The sequence below is a fragment of the Paenibacillus sp. CR_12 genome, from assembly GCF_041953985.1.
GTDB classification, from domain to species: domain Bacteria; phylum Bacillota; class Bacilli; order Paenibacillales; family Paenibacillaceae; genus Paenibacillus_AQ; species Paenibacillus_AQ lautus_A.
This window is the reverse complement of record NZ_JAVFHO010000001.1, coordinates 471715-496989: the sequence shown is the minus strand read 5'-3', so window position 1 is coordinate 496989 and position 25275 is coordinate 471715. Positions and strand designations below refer to the sequence as shown.

At 49.2% G+C, this 25275-nt stretch carries 20 protein-coding genes and 1 pseudogene; 5 read left to right on the top strand and 16 right to left on the bottom strand.

The window, feature by feature from the left end:
* Nucleotides 1-106: 106 nt before the first annotated feature.
* The 9 genes from RB297_RS02330 to RB297_RS02290 form a co-directional block, all read right to left on the bottom strand.
* Nucleotides 107-943, bottom strand: a complete 837-nt coding sequence (locus RB297_RS02330; protein WP_036672869.1) for a carbohydrate ABC transporter permease — start codon at nt 941-943, stop codon at nt 107-109.
* 18 nt (nt 944-961) lie between these two features.
* Nucleotides 962-1882: a carbohydrate ABC transporter permease gene (locus tag RB297_RS02325; RefSeq protein WP_096775520.1), complete on the bottom strand. Its 921-nt coding sequence runs from the start codon at nt 1880-1882 to the stop codon at nt 962-964.
* A gap of 622 nt (nt 1883-2504) precedes the next feature.
* Nucleotides 2505-4094, bottom strand: a complete 1590-nt coding sequence (locus RB297_RS02320; RefSeq protein ID WP_375119604.1) for a response regulator transcription factor — start codon at nt 4092-4094, stop codon at nt 2505-2507.
* On the bottom strand, nt 4091-5815 hold the full coding sequence (locus RB297_RS02315; RefSeq protein ID WP_375119603.1) for a cache domain-containing sensor histidine kinase: 1725 nt from the start codon (nt 5813-5815) through the stop codon (nt 4091-4093). The genes RB297_RS02320 and RB297_RS02315 overlap by 4 nt, the downstream gene beginning before the upstream one ends.
* Nucleotides 5816-5883: 68 nt before the next feature.
* Entirely contained in the window at nt 5884-8052 is a 2169-nt protein-coding gene (locus RB297_RS02310; protein WP_096775516.1) for an alginate lyase family protein, read from the bottom strand.
* Entirely contained in the window at nt 8042-9163 is a 1122-nt protein-coding gene (locus RB297_RS02305) for a glycoside hydrolase family 88 protein (protein ID WP_375119602.1), read from the bottom strand. Before RB297_RS02305 ends, RB297_RS02310 begins: the two co-directional genes overlap by 11 nt.
* 222 nt (nt 9164-9385) lie before the next feature.
* Nucleotides 9386-9895 (bottom strand): ClbS/DfsB family four-helix bundle protein, encoded by a 510-nt coding sequence (locus tag RB297_RS02300; RefSeq protein ID WP_096775514.1) that lies wholly within the window; start codon nt 9893-9895, stop codon nt 9386-9388.
* Nucleotides 9896-10027: 132 nt separating this feature from the next.
* On the bottom strand, nt 10028-11938 hold the full coding sequence (thrS, locus tag RB297_RS02295) for a threonine--tRNA ligase (protein WP_375119601.1): 1911 nt from the start codon (nt 11936-11938) through the stop codon (nt 10028-10030).
* A 450-nt stretch (nt 11939-12388) separates the two neighbouring features.
* Nucleotides 12389-12535 (bottom strand): hypothetical protein, encoded by a 147-nt coding sequence (locus RB297_RS02290; RefSeq protein ID WP_375119600.1) that lies wholly within the window; start codon nt 12533-12535, stop codon nt 12389-12391.
* A gap of 308 nt (nt 12536-12843) precedes the next feature.
* Here RB297_RS02290 and RB297_RS02285 point away from each other — a divergent pair, with 308 nt between their 5' ends.
* Nucleotides 12844-13536 (top strand): DUF421 domain-containing protein, encoded by a 693-nt coding sequence (locus tag RB297_RS02285; protein WP_096775512.1) that lies wholly within the window; start codon nt 12844-12846, stop codon nt 13534-13536.
* Between the two features lie 128 nt (nt 13537-13664).
* On the opposite strand, the gene RB297_RS02280 is transcribed toward RB297_RS02285, so the two are convergent.
* Entirely contained in the window at nt 13665-14837 is a 1173-nt protein-coding gene (locus RB297_RS02280) for a GNAT family N-acetyltransferase (protein WP_096775511.1), read from the bottom strand.
* Between the two features lie 309 nt (nt 14838-15146).
* On the opposite strand from RB297_RS02280, the gene RB297_RS02275 reads away from it, so the two are divergent.
* Nucleotides 15147-15686, top strand: a complete 540-nt coding sequence (locus RB297_RS02275) for an NADPH-dependent FMN reductase (RefSeq protein WP_009593544.1) — start codon at nt 15147-15149, stop codon at nt 15684-15686.
* 97 nt (nt 15687-15783) lie between these two features.
* Here the strand turns inward: RB297_RS02275 and RB297_RS02270 are convergent, their stop codons facing one another.
* Complete coding sequence (locus RB297_RS02270; RefSeq protein ID WP_096775510.1) at nt 15784-16473, bottom strand: ArsR/SmtB family transcription factor; 690 nt, start codon at nt 16471-16473, stop codon at nt 15784-15786.
* Between the two features lie 97 nt (nt 16474-16570).
* On the opposite strand from RB297_RS02270, the gene RB297_RS02265 reads away from it, so the two are divergent.
* On the top strand, nt 16571-17191 hold the full coding sequence (locus tag RB297_RS02265; protein WP_375119599.1) for a flavin reductase family protein: 621 nt from the start codon (nt 16571-16573) through the stop codon (nt 17189-17191).
* 203 nt (nt 17192-17394) lie between these two features.
* Here the strand turns inward: RB297_RS02265 and RB297_RS02260 are convergent, their stop codons facing one another.
* From RB297_RS02260 to RB297_RS02250, 3 genes are all read right to left on the bottom strand, one after another.
* A complete protein-coding gene (locus tag RB297_RS02260; protein WP_096775508.1) occupies nt 17395-18594 on the bottom strand; it encodes a DUF4179 domain-containing protein in 1200 nt (399 codons plus the stop codon).
* Entirely contained in the window at nt 18560-19153 is a 594-nt protein-coding gene (locus tag RB297_RS02255) for an RNA polymerase sigma factor (RefSeq protein WP_375119598.1), read from the bottom strand. The genes RB297_RS02260 and RB297_RS02255 overlap by 35 nt, the downstream gene beginning before the upstream one ends.
* Nucleotides 19154-19311: 158 nt before the next feature.
* Nucleotides 19312-20181 carry a LysR family transcriptional regulator gene (locus RB297_RS02250; RefSeq protein ID WP_192572199.1) on the bottom strand — a complete coding sequence of 290 codons (870 nt, stop codon included), beginning with the start codon at nt 20179-20181 and terminating at the stop codon, nt 19312-19314.
* Nucleotides 20182-20308: 127 nt separating this feature from the next.
* Between RB297_RS02250 and RB297_RS02245 the strand changes: the two genes are divergently transcribed.
* Together RB297_RS02245 and RB297_RS02240 are read left to right on the top strand one after the other, a co-directional pair.
* The gene (locus RB297_RS02245; RefSeq protein ID WP_375119597.1) at nt 20309-21223 is read left to right on the top strand and encodes a DMT family transporter; all 915 of its coding nucleotides are present in this window, start codon (nt 20309-20311) and stop codon (nt 21221-21223) included.
* Between the two features lie 275 nt (nt 21224-21498).
* On the top strand, nt 21499-22323 hold the full coding sequence (locus RB297_RS02240; RefSeq protein ID WP_096775504.1) for a TerC family protein: 825 nt from the start codon (nt 21499-21501) through the stop codon (nt 22321-22323).
* A 120-nt stretch (nt 22324-22443) separates the two neighbouring features.
* Here RB297_RS02240 and RB297_RS02235 read toward each other — a convergent pair.
* Both RB297_RS02235 and RB297_RS02230 read right to left on the bottom strand, forming a co-directional pair.
* Nucleotides 22444-23978: pseudogene (locus RB297_RS02235) on the bottom strand (ABC transporter ATP-binding protein).
* A 237-nt stretch (nt 23979-24215) separates the two neighbouring features.
* Nucleotides 24216-25127, bottom strand: coding sequence for an NAD(P)/FAD-dependent oxidoreductase (locus RB297_RS02230; RefSeq protein WP_096775503.1), 912 nt, complete (start codon nt 25125-25127; stop codon nt 24216-24218).
* Nucleotides 25128-25275: the final 148 nt, after the last annotated feature.

The following is a 25275-nucleotide window of genomic DNA, read 5'->3' as shown; positions in this document are numbered from 1 at the left end:
ATGTTCATTATAGGCACCAGCATGGCCGATCAAGTGCACAATTTTGAGGTTCTAGGATTACATTTTTGACTTTCCGAACTTCTGAATTTTGACTTTAGACTTCTTATCAACCTTTGACCCCGCCCAAAGCAATGCCGTTTATAACCTGCTTTTGCAATGCGATGAACACAATGACCAGCGGAATGATTGCCGAGACTGACGCCATCATCATAATGGCATAGTTGTTGGTGTAGTCATCACGGAACAGCGTCATCCCCAGCGGAATCGTGTATAAGTCCTTGTCCAGCAAGAAGATGAGCGGATTCTGGTAATCGTTCCAGGTCCATATGAATTTAATAATCGCCACCGTAGCCAGCACAGGCTTGCACAGCGGAACCATAATGGAAGCAAATGTCCGCAGATGACCCGCTCCGTCAATTCTCGCCGCTTCCAAGTATTCATCGCTGATCCCGTTCATAAATTGGCGCAGCAGGAACGTAAAGTAAATCGAGAACATGCTCATGAAGATGATGGCCTCATGCGTATTGTAGAGTCCAAACCAGCGAATGAGCAGAAACCGCGGAATGAGCGTCGCCTGATCCGGAATGATCATGAACGAGAGCAAGGCCATAAAAACAAGATTCCGTCCCTTGAATCGTATCTTCGTTAGCGCATAACCTGCCATAGATGAGATAATCAGGGTGATTAGGGTCGTAATAATCGCTATTTTAAAAGAATTGAAATAGAAATCATAGAAGGGAACTCTTCCCATCCAGACCATCTTGAAATTGTACGCCAGATTCACCTTTTCCGGTATCCATTGAATCGGGAATCGCATAACATCCTTCTCATATTTAAAAGCCGCGGAAATCATCCAGATGAGCGGAACGAGAAACACAATGGACAATGCCCCCATGATAAAGGTGACTACCACTTTGGACGCGTTTTTTCGAAGCAGCTGCATGTACATTCCTCTCCCTCCTTATTCTTCATTTCTCATTTTCCAGGTGAGCGCGGTAATCAGGCCGATAATCGCGAACAGCAGCCAGGAAATGGCCGAAGCGTATCCCATATTGTAATATTGAAAGCCTTCCTCATAGATGCGGAATACAAGCACGGTAGAAGAATTGTTCGGGCCGCCTTCCGTTAAAAAGGCAATGATGTCAAACACTTTAAACGAGCCGATCAACATCGTAATTAACAGGAAGAAGGTTGTCGGACGGAGCATCGGAACCGTAATCGCAAAAAACTTTTTAATTGCACCGGCACCGTCAATATCCGCCGCTTCATAAATTTCATTCGAAATGTTAGTAAGCCCGGCCATATAGATAATGATCGTGTAGCCCAAGCCCGCCCAGGAACTGATAATCGAAATCGCCAAGAGCGACGTTTTCGGATCGACCAGCCATTTCGGCGGATTGCTGATCCCGAGATCCATCAGAAACTGGTTGATAGGACCCAGCGATGGGTGGAATAATGCGCTCCATACCGCAGCAACTGCGATAATCGAAGAGATATAAGGAATGAAAAACGCGACTTTAAAGTAACTCTTGAAGAACACGCTGTTATGAATCAAAACCGAAAGCACAAGAGCGATGGCAATCGGGATCGGCACCGTAAGAACCATATAGATCAAATTGTTTTTTATCGCTTGAATAATGGTCGGATCATGGAACATCTTGATGTAGTTATCAAATCCGGTAAACTCGATCCCCTGGACGCCCGACAGCATATCCCAATCGGATAAACTCAAATACAAAGAAAATCCAAGAGCAAACACGTTTAGTAGCAGCATCCCGACGATTTCCGGGGCCAGAAACAGCCACCCGATCAAAGCCTCTTTCCGCTTGGGAGTCCAAAACTTCCGCCGGCTCTTCGGCACTGGTTGTTGTACAGCCTCCATGCAGCATCACCTCGACAATTAGTAAGTTGTCATTATAGTAATACATCCGCCATCGTCAAGAAGGAGGGATTATGACCAGCCATGTGCAAGATTTTGACCTAAAAAAAGCCCCACAAAGTGGAGCCTATGCTTCGATGCTTATTCCAAATACTTTGCGGGGACCCCAGTACAGAAAGCCCCACAAAGTGGAGCCTATGCTTCGATGCTTATTCCGAATACTTTGCGGGGACCCCAGTACAGAAAGCCCCACAAAGTGGAGCCTATGCTTCGATGCTTATTCCAAATACTTTGCGGGGACCCCAAAACAAAATGCCCCACAAAGTGGAGCCTAAACTTCGGTGCTTATTCCGAATACTTTGCGGGGACCTCAAAACAAAATGCCCCACAAAGTGGAGCCTATGCTTCGTTGCTTATTCCAAATACTTTGCGGGGACCCCAGAACAAAATGCCCCACAAAGTGAAGCCAGAGCTTCGATGCTATTCCAAGTACTTTGCGGGACCCCAAAACAAAATGCCCCACAAAGTGGAGCCTATGTTTCGTTGCGCTTTGCTGAAAACTTTAAAAAGCCGCCCTTGCCGGGCGGCATGCTTCTGTATAAGTAATGGAATGCTATCGGTCCTCTTATTTACGCGCGGTGTACTTCGCTTTGTATTCGCTCGGCGTGGTTCCCACGTATTTTTTAAACACTTTTGAAAAATACGTCCTGTCCGAATAACCTAAACCCATGGCCAACGTCTCCAGATTTTGTCCGGACATTCTGAGCATTTTGGTGGCCATCTTCATTTTGTACTGATGCACGTAATCCGTGAAGGTCAGTCCCGTCATCCGTTTGAAATATCGCGAAAAATAGCTCGGATTCAAAAACAGATAGCGTGCCATGTCGATCGACGTGATGTTATCGTCAAGATGCTGATCGATATACTGCTGGATCACCTGCAGCTTCGGCTCATGAGCGTGGTTTCCCGCCCCCGATTGCCGGGTTCCCGTCATTTGGGTCAGCTTTCTCTCCACCAGTTCCATCATATCCTCCAAGGTGCGGACTGCAGCAAGATAGGCGAATAGATCCTCATCGAATTTGAGACTGGAAATCATCAATTCGATGCCGCGAAGCATGGAAGACAAATCCCTGGCAAAGTCTCCTGGATCAATGGACAGTTCTTTTGCTGTACCGGCGATCTTCTGAAGCGTGCAACGTATACCGTCTAGATCCTGCTTGATGAGATTTCGTTCCAGCTCGGATGCGTAGCCGTCAAGAAACCCTTGCGGCGCGGATTGGAACCACCTTGATCGGATTTGAGAAACCTCGGTTATCGTATAATCGGTATTTTCGTAAAATTCGCACCTGCCGTGCACAATTTCCTGATAGATGGAGCCGATCGAGCTTAATTCCATTTTGTCCGTGACCGCGATAACGTTCGGTTGAATTTTGAGAAAGTGGACGCATTGATATCGCAGCTGCCGCAAATAATTGTGCAGATGCAAACTGGCATTCTGTGCGAGATTCACCCTGAAGTTATGCAGAATCACAATGTTCCCCTGTTCCATGAACGGCGTAATGCCTTCAAACGATTCCGACAATTCCATCGCGATATTATAGACTGCGTATAAAATCAGCGGCAGCTCCGTTTTTCTGAAACGCTGGTCAAAGCTGGAGAGCCGAATGCTGACCAGTCCCAGCATAAACCACGGATACGTCCAGGAGATGCCGATCTGTCCCGCATAAGCCAAAGTGGACTCGGAAGGCGAGCCGTTGATTACCCTTTGCAGCAAATCCTGCCGAAAGAGCTGGCTGTTGTAACTCGCCGCCTCGCGATGAATCAGACCGGCCCGCGTTTTTAATAAGTGCATGGATTTGCCAAGGCTCTCTTCCAGCTGCTCGGCCGTCAGCTGGTCTTTGATCAAATAGTCGTCTGCTTGCAGTTTTACGGCTTGCTGGGCATAATGAAAATCTTCATGGCAGGTCAGGAAGATAATCCGAACCTCCGGCTTCATGCGAATAAAATGTTCTGCCAGCTCCATGCCGTTTTTTTGCGGCAGCCCGATATCCGTAATGACGATGTCCGGCCTCACTTCCTCAAACATAAGCAGCGCTTTCGCGCTGGAATACGTACTGCCGGCAATCTGCAGATTGTTTGCTTCCCAGTCAATCATCTGCTGCAATACCTTGAGCATGGGAACGTCATCGTCGATAAGCATTACTCTATACATCATTCTTCTTCTCCCTCCGGCAAAAACCCATGATGATGACTTAAGGGCAAGTACAGCGTAACTGACATTCCGCCATGCGGAAGGTTGGCGAGCGTCAAACTCGCTTCCGGTCCGAAGGTCAATCGGAGTCTTTGGACCACGTTCATCAGACCGACTCTCTCGTAGGCTCCGTCCTGCTCTTCGCTTGGTTTCCCCAGCCTGCGGTTAAGGCATTGGAGCAGCTCTTCATCGGCCCCTGTACCGTTGTTTGTAATCTCAATCCTGATCCCGTCCAGGCTGCTTCGGGAATGGATCTCAATGCGTGGAGTCTGATGGTCGACAAGCCCGTGGACGATGGCATTCTCAACGATAGGCTGCAAAATGAGTTTCGGCAAAATAAGCCCCTCGGTTTCCGGTTCCAGGTCGACCTCTAAATGAAGCGGGATTTCGTTGCGGATTTTCATAATGTCGACATAATGGCCCAGCAGCTTGCATTCCTCGCGTAAAGTGGCCGGCTCATTAACCTTGAGATAAGCCCGGAGCAAACTCATCAGGGAATCGATAATGCCGCTGTGAAGCGTATCCTTCGTCAAGATCAGGCTGCATTTGATCGAATTCAGCGTGTTGATCAAAAAATGGGGACGGATTTGCATAAACAAGGCTTCGAGCTCCATCACCCGCTTCTGTTCCTGCTCCTGTTCGATATCGTGAATCAACCGCTGCAATTGATCGAGCATCGTATTCAGCGTCTGCCCCAATTCGGCGATATCATCCTTGCCCTTGACCTCCAGCCTGACATCCAGGTTTCCCATCCCGAACTGGCGTACCACCCGCTGCAGCTTGTGAATCGGACTGTGGAGCCTCTTGGCCATCAGGATGGACATCCCGGAGAACACCAGAAACAGCAGAAGAACACCGGCAAGACCGGTATAAAAAGTCCGGGAGATCTGCCCCGACCACTCTTTCTCCGAGGCCTCGTAAGCCAGCTTCCAGTTCGATTTCAATATGGTTCTGTCCGTTCGGACGCTGCCCTTGGTTTCCGTATGATGCGGAATCAGCCCGGTATGGCCTGCGATGTATTCGCCGTTAGCGTCAAAGAGCGCCACCTTGCCAAAGTCGATCGTACCCAGCAGCTTGTTGAAGTACGTATCGGAAATGGCGCTGAGCAATACGGACACTTGCCTCTTCTCGCGGCTGTCATAGATGACCCTGGCTATATAATAGCTTTTTCCGTTTCCTGCCGAGTCGCCGCCGGCCATCCCAAGCCATTGCAGGGTTTCAGGTTTACTGAGATCGACGCGCTCCATCAGCTTGTCGAGGCTTCCGTTGATTGCGGTCAAATCCTCCGTGCCGGAAGAGATGACGAAGTGCTGACGGTTGACCAGGTACATGCGGACGTTATTATTCAGCGGCTTCGAATTTATCAGGGAGAACACGTCCTGTATCTGTCTGAAATGCACGTAATCCTGATAAGTAGCCAGCCGTTTGGTGTCTGCAAACGACTTCAGGATATTGCGAACGTTCGTATCGTTCACGATAAAATGGGAGGCAAACGTGACATCGTCAATCGTCTTGCTCAGCTCGTCGGTCATGACGTTCAGGACATTCTCGTTGCTGAGCTGCAGCTTCTCTACCATCGTATTTCGGATCAGAACAAATGAAATGATAGAAACCGCGATCAGCGGAATAAAGATCAGCAAAAGGAAAGACAGCTGAATGCGTTTGTAGAAGGTGAATTTGAACATTTTTCTCTGCGCCTCTCTTATGCTCTAGTCCTCTTTATTCTATCAGTCCTTTGTGCCGGCGGCATTCATTAAATGATGACAGTTGCTTGCTTATTTCTGCCTTGAAGGGTCATCAGAACAACCTCCCCGAAGATCTGCATGCCCTCCACCACATAAGAGTCATAATGACCGGACGGCGCACGGTGACTAACAACGAGAATAAACTCTTCATCCATATCCGGCAGCTGAATCCCGCATGCTTCCGCTTGCCCGTCATGAACCCGTTCGCCCGTTTGGCGATAAACAGGCACTTTACGGACTCGCGGCAAGGCCGTATCGCCTGCACGATGAGGATACAGCACCTGCATGATGCTGATGCATCCTTTCCCGGTTCGGGAGTAAGCCGCATTCGCATTCGGTTCCAGCAGGTTATATTCGCGGGAAATCATGCCTTCGCCGACTTCCCCACGCAGGCCGTCTGCAGCTACGGGGATAATGGAAAGATTCGCCTCCCCAAGGGTGGTTGTGCGGCAAATCAAAGACTCCCCTTCCATCCGGACTTCTCCTGGCGGGTGCGGAAAATGAAAATGCTGAGTAAAGGTATGCTGCTCAAGGCAAGCCAAGCTGTCGATCAGCAGCCAAAAATAAGGCTTGATAAAGATGATCCTTCTGCGCGGATACAACGGATCACTCCCATAGAGATAGCCGTCATGCGCCCCCTCGACATAATCGAACTCCGGCTTGCTGATCCATCTGCAGCCCAGTGGCCCGGCAATCCGGTCGAAAGACCAGGTATCCTTGACCCCGGTAAACCCGATCCCGTCGACGACCGTAGTATTATGGGCTGAACTCTCCTTTAAAGCTTTTCTCAGCGGTGTATGGTCGCTATAGTTATACCTTCCGAGATCGGTGAGCAGATCCCGGCCGTACGCATGGAGATCCATGTGCAGCATATCGGCGTGGCCATGGCCTCCCCCGAGCGGGCCGCAGTGAAAATAAAGGTACAGCGCATCCTCGCCCCAGCCCGTTCGCATCGTATAATGGCCGGAATGGGGAAAAGCTCGGCTTAGGGATGGCGGCTCCGCGGGCACCATCGCTTCGTAATCCCGGATGCCCGACATGCCGAACAGCCAGGCATGATCGTAATCCGGCAGAGCATATCCGCCAAAGCGCAAAACGGGATCCTCAAATAACCACGCGGCGTAGGTCAGAATGGAACGGATATCGCTGTCGTCGCTGTCTCCCAGCATCGGCTGCTTGTGGTTCGGCTTTGCCCAGTACAGGGAGGCTTCGGCCATCTCGCGTACCTTATGCCGGAATAGGCCGTCAAGCTCCAACCCGTTGAGATTGGCGAGGTGAACGCAGTCCAGATAACAAGCCAGCACCTCATGATGGTACGTTGGCGACTGCTCCCAGTGAATGCCGTCTACCATGATCTGAAGCCGGGCCGTCTCATTCAGTCTCTCTTCCCCTAGTTCCCGCCATCGTGCCGAACTCTTAAACTCAGGGAAGTACAGTGCGATATGGTATAAACCGCACGTTTCCAGAACGCCCCAGTTGCTGATATGCTTCCAGCTGGTGAAGGAAGCAGCCAGATACTCCCCGTGCTCGTGAAGCGAAATCAGGGCTTTGCCGAGCAGCAGCGGAGTCAGGGATGGACTGCCGATCATGTATCGAAGTGACTTGATCCAGTTCGCGCTGCGCAGACCGGCTTCGATTGGTCGCCATGTCAGCGTATCCGTCGTTGGCTCATTGGGGACAGGATTCCGATCGATCCAGTCTTCGAGTTGGCGGCAAAACGCTTCCGCATACTTCTCGTCGCCCGTCATTGCATACGCTTGTCCCAGCGCCACCCAATAGCGGTGGCGATTCAGCATGTAAGCCCACTCCGCGTCTTGATCGGGAATATGGGACCAATTCACGCTTCCCTCAAATGTAACGGGAATTTGGCTCCGTTCCATATCCCACGGAAAACGGAACAGGAACGTCTGCTGCACCACTTCTTCCGCCGTCTTCATCACGGTTTCCAGTCCATCTGCGCAATATTGCTTCACGTAATCGGTGATATACTGCTTATCCTCGCCGCTCATCCACCATCCGGGTGTCCTCCGGCAGGTGAAGTATTGATGCAGTTTACACAGTAAATCGTGCCGATGACCTTGATCGTCTGCATCCTGCATCGAACCCATAGCGGGATCCTTCAGGTTCAAAATCTCCAAAACAGCATTCGCCGAAGCTTCCATGGCATCAGCGTTCATACCAGTACCCCTTGCTGCCGGTCTCCAGCCGAATTAAAGCTTCCAGATAAAAATAATCACCCCAGATCATGAAATCATCCGGGGACAAGCCGCCGCGCACATGATAAGAGCCATGCTGCAGCAGACCCTCCGCTTCTTGGCCGATCGTGGAATAGTGGCGGACCAGCGAGGTCATGGAATCCTTCAATCCTTGTTCAAATCCGGCTCTTTCGGGATCCCCCTCCTCCAAATGTCCAATCAGTTCCAGCAAGCCCGCTGCCACGATGGCGGAAGCCGAGCTGTCGCGGTAAGTCTCTGCGGTTACGGGGGCGTTAAAGTCCCAAAGGGCGACATGATCCTCCGGTAAATGCTTTAGGAAATATCTGGCCATTCGTTTGGAAGTATCCAGGTATGCGTGATCTCCGGTGTATCGATAAGCCAGCGCGAAGCCATATACCCCCCATGCTTGTCCCCGCGTCCAGGTCGAACCGTTCGTATAGCCTTGATGCGTGGCACCGCCGATCGGCTCCCCCGTATTGGGATCGAAGAAAAAGGTATGGTATGAGCTGTCGTCTCCCCGTACGAGATAGCGCCTTGTCTTCTCCGCCTGCATGATTGCAATTTCCCGATATTGGGAATTTCCGGTTTGCTGTCCCGCCCAGAACAGCAGCGGCAGATTCATCAAACAATCGATAATGATGCGGCCGCCTTCCTGTTCGTCTCCTTCCGGACCCCACGCTTGAATATATCCTCCGCTTGGACGCCGGCGTTTCAGCAGCAGATCCGCAGCCTGAAGCGTCAACTGGCGGGCACTCTCGTCCTTCTCGACGATCCATTCCGCTTTCGAGGACAAGGAATACAGGAACCCGATATCGTGATGATCAAGCACCTTCTTTTCTGCAAAGCGGCGGCGAAAATCTTCCACTGTTCGTTTTGCTCCCAATCTAAAGGCCTCGTCGCCTGTGTATTCATAACACAGCCAGAGCAGGCCGCTCCAGAAGCCGTTCGTCCAGTCGTCATTGTCATTCAGCAAATAAGCTCCGTCCCTGCTGACGTGGGGAAATCTTGCCCCGAAGGCATCCATGTTCTTCCGGATTTTCTCTACGGCATCTTGAATCGCATTGCTCCACATAACACCTTGCTCCCTTCAAATCGATCCTGATTACGATTCATGATAAGGAGAGTCGCCCGGTTCTAGTAGAGCCGATTTTTGCCTTGATGTGCATTATTTTGACTTTTGCAGCCTTTAGTCGGTAAAAAAGGAACCAGCCTTCCCATTCAGCTCTAATCCAACCAAAAAAACGATCCGAGGTAAACCTCGGATCGTTCGTTTTGCCCTTGAAGCGGTAAAGCGTTACGCGACGAACTTTTTCCACTTTCTGATCTTGGTTCTGAAGCTTTTGAAAGGGGCGACGGAATTGATGTGCAGCCATTTCCACATCGGCCAGTTGGCGCTGGTTACCGTCCATTTTCGAACGCCCGGACGAAACAACTCTTCCTCGGTCAACCGGTTGATCCATTCGCACCATTCATCCGTCCTCTGCTTCAGCATGCTACGCAATTCTTCCAAAGAATAGCCGTCATACGCTTGGTAGAAACGCTGATACAGCGCCCCCAATTGATTCCATTTATAGTCAGGGGCCGGCGTCGTAACTTCGATGCCGGCTCGTTCATCCCGCTCCCAGCTCAGGACGAGAGACAGCCAACCAAGCTGATAGGCGATCATTTCTTGCGGCGTTCTGTCGACTTCGCCAATGCGATGATTCTTTTTATCCTCCGGGACATCATCAAATTCTTGGTCAAACAGCTTATACGTTCGTTGAATTTCAGCGATGAAAGCCTCTTTGCTCGGGTACGTTTGCAACGGTACTCTCTCCTTCATCATTAACATGTACCGCTTAACAGGCACATCCAAATCATACCATGGTTTGGGGTCGCACACGGTGACGAAGATCATCCCGCTCCCTTTGCGGAAAGCGGCAGCCACAACGAAGAATTAAAATTCTTTTGACTCTATCTCGTTCCGAAGCCGTTCAATGACTTGATCCATCGCGATCTCGCCAAGCTCGCCCTCGCCCCGTTTACGAACCGATACGTGATCGGAGTTCATTTCCTTCTCGCCAAGGACAAGCGTGTAAGGCGTTTTCAACAGTCCCGCTTCACGGATTTTATAACCCAGCTTTTCATTTCGGACATCGACGTTCACCCGGATGCCTGCATTCTCCAGACGCTTCTTCACCTTCAAGGAATAATCGATATAGTGATCCGACACCGGAATGATCATCACTTGTACGGGAGCAAGCCACATCGGGAAAGCCCCGCCGTAATGCTCCGTAAGGATCCCGATAAAACGCTCGATGGATCCAAACACCGCCCGGTGAATGACAACCGGCCGATGCTTCTGATTATCTTCTCCAATATAGGACAGATCGAACTTTTCAGGGAACTGGAAATCCAGTTGGATGGTGCCGCACTGCCAGCTTCGCTTTAAGGAATCGAGGATATGAAAGTCGATTTTGGGTCCGTAAAACGCTCCATCCCCTTCATTAATCCGGTACGGCAGTCCCAATTGATCCAGTACCTGCTGCAGCGAAGACTCCGCTTGCTCCCATAGTTCCTCGGAGCCCATGGAATCCTCCGGCCTTGTCGATAACTCGATTGTATATTCAAAGCCAAAGACTTGATACACTCGGCTGATAAAATCGATAACCCGTTTGATTTCTTCCTGGATCTGATCGGGCCTTACAAAAATATGCGCATCATCTTGACAAAACGTGCGCACCCGCATCATGCCGTTAAGAGCGCCTGAGAACTCATGGCGGTGAACCTGACCGAATTCGGATATGCGAATGGGCAGCTCTCTGTAGGAGTGCAGCGAGTTTTTGTAGACCAACATATGTCCTGGACAGTTCATCGGCTTCAGCGCATACTCCGTCTCGTCTACTTGCGTAAAATACATATTGTCTTTGTAGTGATCCCAGTGACCGGACATTTCCCACAGGCGCTTGTTCATCATCAGCGGAGTCCGCACTTCATCGTAATCGCGATGGAATTGAAGCCCTCTTGCGAATTGCTCCAGCTCATTGCGAATGATCATCCCGTTCGGCAAAAAGAAGGGCATGCCGGGCGCTTCTTCCGAGAACATAAAGAGGCCAAGCTCTTTTCCCAGCTTCCGATGATCCCGTTTCTTGGCTTCTTCTAGCAGCAATAAATGCTCATCCAGCTGCGACTTCTTGGGAAACGCCGTTCCGTAGATTCGCTGCAGCATTTTATTGTCGGAGTTCCCCCGCCAATAAGCACCCGCCACACTCATTAATTTGAACGCTTTGATTCTGCCCGTGGATGGAAGATGCGGCCCTCTGCATAAGTCAACGAACTCGCCCTGCTCATATACCGAAATAACCTCGTCCTCCGGTAGTTCACGAATAAGCTCCATTTTATACGGATCATCTTGGAATATACGTTCAGCCTCCTTACGCCCCACTTCCTTGCGAAGGATCGGCAGGTCTTCCTGAACGATCTTCTGCATTTCTCGTTCGATGGCAATCAAGTCATCGGCCGTAATGGAATGCCCCAGATCCATATCGTAATAAAAACCATCCTCAATGACCGGTCCCACCCCAAGATGAACAGATTCACTGCCGTATAGCCGTTTCACGGCCTGAGCCATCAGATGGGCCGTACTGTGCCGATATACGTACAATCCGTCCTCGGAATCCAGTGTAATGATGCTTACTTCCGCATCTTCGCGAAGCTCACGATTCAAATCCACAAGTTTGCCATCCACTTTGGCTGCAACCGCATTTTTCTTCAGTCCTGAATGGATGGATTCCGCGATTTGGATCATCGTCGTTTGTGCGGGATACTCCTTCTTGCTTCCGTCCTGCAGCGTTACTACAATTGACATGGTGATCCCTCCATCAAATTTAGATTGAACGCAAAAAAGCACTCGATCCCTAAGGGACGAGTGCGTTCAGCTCGTGGTTCCACCCTAATTTGATCCGATAATGGCAAACGCTCGTACTGCCGCGCGCTTTGTCGGATCCTCATTCAGACATCCGGTAACGGGGATGATTCGGTGTTTTCTAGTTCCATTTCGATTGTCGAACGACCGATCTGGGTTCAAAAACACAGCTACAAAGGGGTAATTCAAGAAACAAGCGCGGAAGAAGCTTTCACCAATCGCTTCTCTCTCTGGACAGGTCGTTTCACGAATCATGTCTTTGATCGTTGCTGATAGTAAAGTACTATAAGTCAGTTTTTTCTAATTGTCAAACCTAATTTCAAAGATAGTTCGATGTTAATTTGGATAACAAATCCTTCCCTCATGTATCCTATGTCAGCATCTTTTCCATGTTTACGATTCCTCGTCCTTCAGGGTCATTTTGACCAAATATCCAATACCCAAACCGACCAGAACACCCGGAAAAGCATGGTCTAGCGTTAAACCGATCCCGGCCCCGATGATGACGCATGCGTAAATAATGATATCTCCCTTTTTCAATTCTCCCATCTCCCTCTTGTCGATATGTATGACATTCTCCGTGATTTTCGTTGACGAATTATATCTTACAAGATGACGCCGCATCACTTTCAAGCGTCTATTGAGAAGTTGTCAAATTCACGAATGAATCCATAACTGAAAACAAAAAAGCCGCTGTTAACCAGCAGCTCTCATTCATAAAGATCGATTATTGAATATTGTTCATTGCGTCAATGATTACCCTAACCGGTTAAATCTCCCTTGTTTCTGCGCGAAGCGAAAACGTTTAATAACTTACCAATTACACTGCTTCCCAAGGAGGGTTGTCCATGGATATGTTTATCGATTTAGGAGTCAAACTGATCATCAGCTTTTTCGGGCTATGGATCATCACCTTTGTTACTGGGCGCAAAACCATCAGTCAGCTTACACCGCTTGACTTCCTATCCTCCTTAATCCTGAGTGAAATCGTTGGGGCAAGCCTCTATGATGATAAAGTAAAATTGTCCCATTTGTTATTCGCTCTAGCGTTATGGACAACCATGTCTTTCCTCTTCGAGAAGGCAACCACCCACTTTGTCAAGTTCGGCTATTTAACGGAAGGGCGGGCGGTTCTTCTGATCGATAACGGAAAGCTCAACCAAAAGCTGCTCGATAAATACGACATGGAATATAAACAGCTGCTGTCCATGCTCAGACGGCAAAATATTTTCTCATTAACCGAAGTCAAATACGCCATTCTGGAAACGGACGGCTCGCTATCCGTCATGCGCAAACCCGAATACGAGCCGCCGTCGGCCCAGGATCTTGGCATCGAAGCCAAGCCGGATCCCTTCACGGTAACGGTTGTCGACAAGGGAAGACTGCTCGAGGAATCCATGCTGGGCAAGCACATCGAACACAATGAGATTCAATCGAAAGCGCGGGAACAAGGTTTTGAATCCTTGGAAGATATCGCATACGCGGAGTATGGGGATGACGGAAAGCTCTATGTTTTCTCCAAAAAAGAGGTTCAGGATTGAATTTATACCCTTAGATGATCGAAACGCAAAAAAGCCTGGTACCCAGGCTTTTTTGTGTGTTTCGTATATACTAACGACAAAGCGAATTCGACGATATTCTTCCGAAAGCACCAAGCGTTATCCCTTTCTCAAAAGAAATCCATGAGGTAGGTTTGGCCTGCAGGAATCATCGTTTCCAGCTGTGCTGCAGCCTTAGCATCTCCGGTCAGGCGGTGGATGGAATACAGTGCCTGCGGTCTTTTATATCCGGTAAACAAGGCCGACAGTGTCTGAATGTCGGTAGACAGATCCGCCTGCTCCCCTCGATCGGATGGGAGCTCCGACAGTTCCGCTTTCCCCTCTCCATTCACCGACAGCCTCCACAGGCCTGCATTCCAAGGCGCTGCGGAATCCTCCACCTCGATGGTCAGGACAGCTTCCCGCCCCGCTTCAAAAGCATACTGCTCCACGAAGGATTGTAAATCCACGATACGGGCCATGAAGTAAGGAACCGTTTCCCGGGTAACGCGGGGATCCGGCAGCATATAGGGCAGCTGGTCATCCGTCGGCACCATCGTCATGGTCACCTGCTCGATCCTGGAATCATGGTTTGCAAAAAAAGTCCAAAGCGCGCTTCGGGCTTCTTCATTCAGGAAAACAAATTCGTCGCACACCAGTTCTTTGTCTTTTAGCTCATATAACGCATAGCCCGTCGGTTTGCCCTCGGCAGAATAAAACACAACGCTGTGATTGTCTCCCTGCAGGACGAATCTTGTCCACCATGCCTCTTCGCGCACTAGGGTACCGTTATACCGGCTGACATAGGCCTGATACATGCCATCCAGTACAGCAATGTCGTTTACATCTCTTACAACGCGGCCCGGCACCTCCACTTTACGCGGAAATTTGGACACCGGAATGACGTACTTATAATATTCCGCGAACAATTCCCAGCCAAACTTGCGATAAAACGGGATCGAGAACGGATGCAGGAAGGAGAGGGTCTGTCCCTTGCCCTTCATTTCTTGCAATGCATGCTTAAGCAGCGTCGAGACATGTCCCTGTCTGCGGTTCTCCGGCCATGTTGCCACGCCCGCAATGCCGCCCATCGCGAAAGTGTTCCCCTGCAAATAGACCTGCAGCGGAATGATGGTCAGTTTCGCCTGCAGCTCTTCCCCGTCAAAAATCCCCCAGAATCGCTCTGGTTTAAAATGCTTCTGATTGGACTCCCGCTGCTCCGGCGTCAGCGTATATTGAAAGGCATATTCGGATAATTTCGTGCTGATGTCAAATTCATCCGTTCTTAATTGTCTAAGTTCCATTCTTGCTTCACCTCTCCAATCTTCATATGTACGTTAATTGCTGAATGACGCGTGTGATCCCGGCACGAAAAAGTGGGTTCCAAGGCACATGACCAGTATAACATCGCAGCTGTCTATGTGGTACAAAACACCGTTCGATTTCAGGTGAATATCCACCCGTGCATGAATACAAAAAAACTTAGAATATTTTACACAAACTTTTAGTAAGCTGCTTGACAAAGATAACCCACTAAGATTATGATTAGCTCATGCAAAATAACAAGCACACCATGATCACAATATATTCAGAATAATCGGGAGGTAAGAACAGTGTCCAAATTGAATATCGGTATTATTTTAGGCAGTACCCGTCAAGGTCGTTTAAGTCCGCAAGTAGGTGAATGGGTTAAACGTATCGCTGACGAGCGCGGAGATGCAAACTACGAAATCGTAGATATCGCGGATTACAAGCTTCCGCTTTTGGGCGAGGCCGACGCGACTGAACAAGCAACGGCTTGGAATACCAAACTTGCAAGTTTGGACGGCTTTGTATTCATCGTTCAGGAGTACAACCACAGTATTTCCGGCTCATTGAAGAATGCACTCGATTATGCCCGTGAGGCATGGAACAATAAAGCTGCAGGCATCGTGAGTTACGGTTCTGTTGGCGGCGCACGCGCTGCCGAGCATCTGCGCGGAATCCTGGGCGAGCTGTCCGTGGCGGACGTTCGCGTACATCCTGCCCTCTCGTTATTCACTGATTTCGAGAACGGCTCTGTGTTCAAACCGGCAGATCTGCATCTTGTCAACCTGAATGGCATGCTCGACCAAGTGCTCGCTTGGAGCGGTGCTTTGAAGACGCTGCGCTAATCTCTAATAAAAAGGACTGCATGCCGCTTCATCTTCCGATGAGGCGGCGGCAGTCCTTTTTTCTGGCATCCACTGCTTCATGCCGAAAAACCTGCGCCTATTCGATATCAATATGAAACGTTTCGTTTAGCCCTTTCCTGCCCTCGGGCGTGATTTTAATGGCCCTGGTTTTTGGCATCCTTTGTACCCATCCTAATTCAAATAGTCTTTCCAACAGCGCATGGCCCAGCGCCCCGGCAAGGTGATGACGTCTTTCACTCCAGTCCAGGCATCGGTGCGTGAAGGAGCGGCGTTTTCTCTTCACGCGTTCCAGATCGATTTGAAACGCCCTGAAGAAGCCTTCTCCTTTTTCGGTAACCGTAAATTGATGATCCACTTCGGATAAAATCCCTGCACTGAGAAGCGAATCCGTCAATAGAATTCCCAAACTCCCCGCAAGATGATCGTAGCAAGTCCTTGCATGGCGAATGGCTTCGTGCTCCAAAGCTTGGTTGAATGATCTTATTTCAACGGGAGGCGTTATCGATAGAAGGCTCTCCATGATCCGGGCAACCTCCTGGTTCTCTATTCCGTAATAACGATGCCTTCCCTGTTTTTCGACGGCCACCAGATTCGCCGCAACCATTTTGGATAAATGAAAGCTAGCCGTTTGCGGTTTGATATTTGCCATGTACGCCAGCTCTCCTGCCGGGTGGTAACGACCATCCAATAAGACGGTCATGATGGCCGCTCTCGATGCATCGCTTACGAGTGAGGCTACCTGTGCTATGTTCGGACTCGCATTCATCTCCATCCCTCCTGATGTAATCCATATTTCGATGAGCATCGAACCTTTTCTATTCTACAATGATTTGGGATAGAACCGTTAATGGGAGGAACATTTTATGAAAATAACCGCTCAAATGATCGACACTGAACTAATTAAACCGAAAATCCTGTATTATGGAACTCCGGTTATTTTGCTCAACACCCTGAATGAAGATGACACCGTCAATATCAGTCCCATCTCCTCATCATGGGCGCTGGGAGAACATATCATTCTTGGCATCGGACTCGGGGGGAAGGCGATTGAGAACCTGGAACGGCATCCTGAATGCGTCATCAATATTCCGGACCCTTCCTTATGGGAGAATGTTGAGCAGTTAGCCCCTCATACAGGAAAATATCCGGTTCCTGAGGATAAGGCAAAGAACGGTTTTACATATGAAAAAGATAAATATGCAGTATGCAGGTTAACGCCTGCGGATTCTGTTGCCGTAAAGCCTACTCGCATCATGGAGTGCCCCATTCAAATCGAGGCCACCGTGAAAAACATCCGGATTCCTGACTATTCTTCCATGTTTGCTATTGTCGAAACACAGGCGATCCATATACACGCCCATAGCAATATCATTTGGAATGACCATCACATTAATCCCGACCAATGGAGCCCGCTAATCTATAATTTCCGGCATTATTACGGCCTTGGCAACCCGTTAGGCAAAACATTTCGGGCCGAAACTTAAGCCAGAATGATGAATGAAAGAGAGGCCATCCCAAAAGTAGATTTAGGTGCTTGACGTACGGCTCTCAAAAACAGAAAATTGTCAAATAAAGCCATGGCGGTGCTCAGGAAGTTATTCCCGACACACCGCTATGGCTTATGTTTTGATCAAGGGGGCCTCCCGCAAGATCTAAGATCTTTTGGCCCCTATTCTTGCACTCGTTGTTATGGCTGAACCGGAATGGTCAGTTCCAGATCCGTCAGATATGTTTTATCTCCGAAGCTGTCCTTCCCTTGACCGACAACGCTCCAATCCTTCTTGTTTACGGTCAGGGTAAACGGTTTAATCGTGATGGATTTCGGAGTTCCGTTTACAGGACTGTACAATTGATCGATATGATATTCGGTCTCCGGCTTGCTGTTAAAGTAATCAAACTTCCGCGGAGTCAGCACATTCCCTTGATCATCCACCAGCTCATAATAGACCATGCTCGCGATGTAATCGCCTGTTTGCTCTGCAGAAGCCGGCACCTCGCCTTTACTGTCCAGAACCAAGCGGGTCGATACCGGTGAAATATCCAATTGCTTGACGGTATAACTGAATGGTCCATCCGATTTCGTAGCCTGGTCCGGCTTCACGACAACCGATTTATTAGTGACATTCACAGGGACCCTGAATTCGTAGGTTTCGTTCACTTGAGTTACGTTGGCCTGAATGGTCAGCTCGAATTGATCGGGTAATTTCAGACCTTTGGTAAGCTCAACGATATAGGCATTGTCCTGTTGCGGATAATCTCCAAAGCTCCCTTCGCCCATCGCCACTTCTTGTCCGTCTACTAGGATTCGCGGTCTTTCGATATAGCCTTTTTCCTGATCTTCCTTAGCTACTGTCCTCGACTTAACATACTCGCTATCGGGATTACCGATGAATTTAGCGTCTTTGCTAAAATACGGAGAAGCTGTACTCGGTAAATCCACGCCCTCGCGCTCCAGGATAAAGGACAACCGGGTTCCGTCATATAGAACGTCAGCTACCTTCAACGTCACGCCATCGTGAGTTACACTCAAGTTAGGTTCGGATAGAATCCCTTGCTCTATAGCAGCTTTCACAGCATCTTCGCTGGTTCCTTCAAATAACACGCCGAGCACTGGGATTTGCTTCAGGGTTGCTGCCATGACCGGCGATACAAATCCTGACCCGATTACGCTTCCTCCCAGCACAGCAGCTGCGGAGGCAACGAGTATTGTTCTTTTTAAAACGTTCGGTTTTCTTTTGGAAGATGTTCTTGTCCTTGTCATTTCACGTTCTCCAATCCTGTTCATAATTTGATAGCTCATGCTATTCTTCGGTAAAGACGATTCTCGAATCATATCTTCTAGTACGTTCATTTCAGCGAATTCCGTTTGTTTTGGCGATTGTCCCACGTGCTACCTCTCCTTTTTGGCTTATTCGGTCCATCAGTTTACGTCGTAATCGTTCATACTTCTTTCGTATCGTTGCCGACTTGAGTCCCATAATGTCGCTGATTTCCTCGAAGGTATACTGTTCAACGGCCTTCAGCAGCAATATGTGTCGTTCTTCTGCCGTCAAGTAGGCTAACAGCTCGTACACAACCGGCTCGTGCTGAGATATTTGCATAACCGGCTGTTGTTCCTTGTAATGCTCAATCAGGTTAAGAAAACGGCTCTGCTTCTTTTTGATATTGATCAAATGATGATAGGCCATTTTATACAACCAGGCGGAGAAAGACACCTGTCTCTTGTACTGATGAAGATGTTCATAGGCACGAATAAATATTTCTTGCACCGCATCTTCGGTTTCCGCATGATTCTTCAGAATATAGTAGCAGTACGTGTACATCTGCCGCTCAAACTGGAGGATGATCGCTTGGTATGCGTGTTTATCTCCTGTTTTGACTTGTTCTACAATCGCTTCAATGGCTTCTCTCTTTCCTTCCGCTTCCCCGGGGATGGTTGGCTGCAAGCGAGCTCACCTCCTTCTGTGTTTACCTATATAACAATTCCAACAAGCGATTTTGTGACACGAATTGTTTTATGTAGTGAAATAACATGAACGAAGATCTTGCCTTGTAATAGAGCCTGGATGCTGGGTATGAGCTTCATATCGCGCCCGTTTGGCGGCTACAGCTTCGGGTAACTTTTAACGTAATTCAAGAATCGTTTCGTTGCCGGAGATACTTCCCGCAAGGAGCTTACCGCAATGCCAAGCGATCTGAAACTCTTCTCCTTCAATTCGATCAGCCGTATATTCCGCCGCTGCCCTCGCAGCACAAGTTCGGGAAGAATGCTGATGCCCAGGCCCTTCTCCACCATGGCCATAATGGCATAATCGTCTCCAAGCGTATATTTGATATCCGGCTTGGTCGGGGCTTTCTCCAGCACCCGGTTCACATCGTAATCGGAGCCTTTGCTTGGCATAATAAACGGTTCATTCTCAATTTGGGCTAAGGCAATGGAGTCCTCGGAGCTAAGCGGATGTTCCATTGGCAGCAGTACGAGCATCGGGTCTTGATGCAGAGGAATCGCATCGAATGTATCCCACGTCGGAAGTGACAGAAAGCCGCAATCAATTTTGCCCTCCGCGATCCAATCCTCAATTTCCCGATAATCTCCTTCGACCAAACGAATCTCGATATGGGGATAATCCCGCCGGAAATCCTGGATAATCCCAGGCAGCCAGTGAACGCCGACGCTGGTAAAGGTGCCGATGTGAATGGTTCCCAGCTCGATTCCATGAATGGAAGCCACCTGCTGCTCCAAATGCTCGTTCCATTTCAATATTTCCCGCATCGTCTTCACGATCTCCTCGCCATTGGTCGTCAACTTCGCGCCTGAACGGTTTCGAATCAGCAGCGAGAAGCCGAACTCATCTTCCAGGCTGTTGATCATATGGCTGACGCCGGACTGCGTAAATCCCATCACTTCGGCGGCTTTGGTCAAGCTTCCGAGCTCGACGACCTTTACCAGAACTTTGAATTTATTAATACTCACAGGGAATCCTCCGGTTTATTTTATACATGAATTTTACTCATGTTTATTATTAAGAACATTCGTTTTACTTGTCTATTGTACGTGAGTATACTGATTCTGTTCAATCACTTGAAGGAGGAAGAAGAACTTGAAACCGCTGAAGGCCGATCTTATGATTTTGTTTATCACCATGTGTTGGGGCTCGTCCTATCTTTTTATGAAAATGGGACTGGATTCGCTCGGAGCGTTCAATTTGATAGCCCTACGATTTGGATTGGCCTTTATGCTTGCAGGAGCGATTTTTTTCCCGCGCTTGTGCCGGGTTAACCTGAAGACGATCCGTTACGCCATGCTCCTGGGCTTTATTTTGTTTATCATGTTCACGGCCTTGACCTTTGGCCTGAAAACAACGACAGCATCCAATGCCGGGTTTCTGATCAGCTTAACGGTGGTGTTTGTCCCATTGATACATACGTTCCTCTTTAAGAAAAAAATAGAGAAGAAACTGATGATCAGTATTTTGCTTGCCTTAACGGGCATCGCGCTGCTGACCATCCAGCTCCCTTTTGCATTTAAAATCGGGGACCTGTTCTGCATAGCGGCGGCATTATGTTATGCGCTTCATATCAATATCGTCAGCACGGCTGCGCAGAAGGTCGACGCGTTAAGCCTCGGCATCCTGCAGCTGGGATTTACCGGATTGTATGCGTTCCTCTCGTCACTTCTCTTGGAAACACCGGCGTGGCCAAGCTCCACCGACTCATGGACGGCTGTCCTGATCCTCAGCGTCGTATGCAGCGGATTGGGGTTCATCTTCCAGACGATCGCCCAGAAGTATACAACCGCCACCCGAACGGGTCTCGTATTTTCGCTGGAACCTGTATTCGCCGCGCTTTTCGGATACTGGTTTGCCAACGAGGTCATGGATTCCAACCAGTATGCAGGAGCTGCGCTTGTCTTTCTTAGCGTTGTTCTATCCAGCGTTGATGTGAACTTCAGGAAACGGTCGGCCATGAAAAACAGACCCGTTGCGTTGGAGTCCTATTCTGCTGAATTCAAGTAAAAAAGCTTGACTTATCTCTAAAAAATTTATATCTTTATATCACGGCTTAACTGAGGGCGATATCAGTTATGCAGGAACGTGATTAAAGGGGAGTAGCTGTCACAGCAAAGTCGTCATTACGGGAAATGTCCCCGGCTTTGTTGGCAACGATTCGTTGTTTGCGAGACCTTTACCACACACTCTGTGGTGAAGGTCTCTTTTTGATTTCAAAAGGCCTTCACCTGCCGGTGGAGGTCTTTTTTGTGCCTTCAATAATACAACAAGGAGGAAATGGCATGGAGCTTTTATTGGAGTATGGATGGGTGCTGTTAGTGCTCATCGCACTGGAAGGATTGCTGGCGGCGGATAATGCGCTGGTCCTTGCCATCATGGTCAAACATTTACCGGAGAACCAGCGCAAAAAGGCTTTATTCTACGGGCTGCTCGGAGCCTTTGTGTTCCGGATCGGATCGCTGTTCTTAATCTCGTTCCTGGTGGATGTATGGCAGGTACAAGCCATCGGCGCACTCTATCTTCTCTACATTTCGATCAATCACACGTTGAAACACTTTATTAAAGGCAAGAAACCGACGGAAGACGCAAAACCGAAACCGGACAAGCCCAAGAAGCAATCCGGCTTCTGGATGACCGTCTTCAAGGTCGAAGTGGCGGACATCGCGTTTGCCGTAGACTCGATCCTCGCAGCCGTTGCGTTGGCTGTCGCATTGCCGCCAAGCGGATTGGCGAACATCGGCGGCCTGGACGGAGGTCAATTCATCGTCATCTTCCTGGGCGGATTCATTGGTTTGATCATCATGCGCTTTGCGGCATCCTACTTCGTGAAATTGCTGCAGCAGCGTCCCGGACTGGAAGTGGCGGCATTTCTGATTGTTGGTTGGGTAGGCGTCAAGCTTGCGGTGATTACCCTTGCACACCCTGATGTAGCCCTAATCGACCATCACTTCCCTGAGAGCTCGATCTGGAAGGCTTCCTTCTATATCGTTCTCGTGCTGATTGCCGTGATCGGATGGTTTGGCTCTTCGAAAGAGAAGGTACAGGATGAAGACAATGCCATCAAGGAAGTGGAAGAACAACAGCCGGGCAAAACGCTGCAAGGCTAAATCCTCTTCCGCGTGCAATGTATACCAGGCACGAGGCAACTTCATAACATGATTCATCAAACAGGACAAGGCGATTTGCTGACGGTGCTTCAACCGTTCACAAATCGCCTTTCTTCTTGCTTAGATTGTCAATTGCATATGATATAAATTCGCGTAAGCGCCTTGACGGGCAAGCAATTCTTCATGCGTGCCCTGTTCTTGGATCCCGTCTTCGGACAATACGACGATTCGCTGGGCATTCCGTACCGTTGTCAACCGATGAGCGATGACAAGCGTTGTTCGATTATCGCTTAACCGTTCCAGCGAATCTTGGACCGCTCTCTCGCTTTCATTGTCCAGGGAGCTGGTCGCTTCGTCAAATATGAGGATCGGCGGGTTCTTCAGGAACACACGCGCAATGCTGAGCCGCTGCTTCTGTCCTCCGGAGAGCTTGACGCCGCGCTGGCCGATATCCGTTTCATAACCGTCCGGCAGTGCCATGATGAAATCATGGGCATTCGCTCTTTTGGCTGCTGCGATGATCTCATCCTCGCTGGCCTCCATGTTGCCATACCGGATGTTATCGAAGACGGAGCCGGCAAACAAATATACATCCTGCTGCACGATCCCGATATTTTTTCTTAAAGAGTGCTGCGTAATCTCCCGGATATCGCCTGCGTGATCGTCTCGGCAAAATCGGCATCCTCGATATCGGGCTCTACCTCCAGGATCTCCATGAACCTGTCAAATCCCGTAATGCCTTCCTGGTACAGTCTGGCGAAGTTAACCATGCGCTGGATCGGTTCGATCAGAATGCCGATGCATAAGAAAAAGGTCAGCAAATCCGCCAGTTCCAGCGAGGCTTCCACGATTGCGGCTCCGCCGAACACAATAACGGTAATCGTAATAAGCTGGGTAAAACCGACCAGCCCTTCGTGAAAGTATGTTTCGCTCTTATACCCTTCCCTTCTGCTGTCAACGAACCGCTTGTTGGCATAGGCGAATTTCCCCTTCTCTATATGCTCGTTCGTAAAAGACTTCACCACGCGGATACCCGAAAGAGAATCCTCTACCTGTGCATTGATATCCTCGATCCGGTCCTTGCTTACCCGCAACGCCGCGTTCATCTTCTTATTATAGTAAAAAGCAAACGCGGCCATGACCGGGAGAAAGAGAAATACGATCAGGGTAAGCTTCACGTCGATATACATTAAGATGATGAATGCTCCCAGGAACTTCAGAACGGAAATGACGATATCTTCGGGACCATGGTGATACAATTCGGTCAGCGACAGAATGTCATTGGTGGTCCGTGTCATTAGCTGCCCGGTTTTGTGCTCATCGTAGAATCCAAAGGACAGCTTCTGAAAATGGTCAAACAGCTCCCGTCTCATGTCACTTTCCATATAAGCCCCCATCATATGTCCTTTGTATGAAATGAACATATCGCACAGAGTATGGATGATGACCATGGCCAGCATGACGGCACCCACCGCATAGATTTGAATCAGCTGGCTTTGAGAATTCCCTTCCAGCACGTTGATGGTGATGTATCGTATACAGAGCGGAAGCGTCAGCGTAATGGCCGAGACAACAAAAGCACATGCCAAATCTGCAAATAATAACCCCAGGTACGGTTTATAATAGGATAAAAATTTCTTGGTCCGAGAATTCAAATCGCTCTCCTCCATTATGCCGGAGGGTTAATTATTCATATCCCTCCAAACTTGATTCATGATAAACGCCATTGTTGTTCTCATCGTAAACACCCTTCCCTGTACTTGATAATTTCATCATAGCCGATAATTGACCCCAATCCGGAGTGTAAGAATGATTTAGAATTAAAAAATCCCCTAGGAACGAAAAAGCAGGCTTGGATGCTAACCAAAGCCTGCCTCTCGTATACTCACAAATTAACGATTCCATCGTTCGTTAAGCAGCTCGCCGTTGATGGCGGCCGCTGCCATGGCTCCCATCGAAGCGGCCGCAATGGCCTGATACATCTCGGTGGCTGCATCACCGGCGCTGTAGACGCCCGGCACGCTCGTTTTGCCGAAGGCATCAATGACCACACTTCCACCTTCGTTGATATTACAGCCTACAGCCGCCGGCAATTCAGAACCAGGGACCAGCTTCGGCGCGAAAAAGATGCCCGTGCACGGAATGACCGCTCCATCCTCCAATACGACTTGCCGTACCATCCCCTCGTTCGATTCAATGCGATGAATCGGGGAGTTGAATAGAGGGACGTCATGATCCTTTAATTCCTGCCGTTGTTCATCCGTCAGTTCATCCGGTCCGTTTGTACAGATGGTGTACCGATCGCTCCACCCTGCAATCACTTTGGCAAAATGCAGCGCCCCCGCACCCTTGGCAATGACGACGAGCGGTTGATCCCTCAATTCCCATCCATCGCAGTATGGGCAGACGAAGGCACTCTTTCCGTATACGTCGGCTAATCCGTTAACATCCAGCGGGCTGTCCTTCTTCCCAACGGCGAACAGCAGCTTTTTACTCCGGTATATCGTTCCCTCTCCCGTGGTAATCCGGAAATCACCGTCGACTCCCTCTACGGCGGCAGCTGTATTCTCTACGAAGCGGACGGAGGGATAGGCGGTAATCTGTTCTCTTGCTATACGGCGAAACTCCGATGGGCTTGTGCCGTCTCTCGTAAGAAAACCGTGGGTTTCCCGCGTAACCCTGTTTCGCGGCTTTCCTTCGTCAATCAACACCACGTCTTTCCTCGCTCTTCCCAATACCAGCGCAGCATTCAATCCTGCCGGACCTCCGCCGATAATAACGACATCATGCAATTGCTCCGTCATGCACACCATCACCCTTCTGGATCTTTAATGTCCATATTATGAACGCAAGACGACATGACTCCTTGTCTATTTCTCTTTGCCCAAGGAAAAATGCCAAGGACAAATCATATTATGGACTTATGACATCCATTATAGATAAACAAGATCT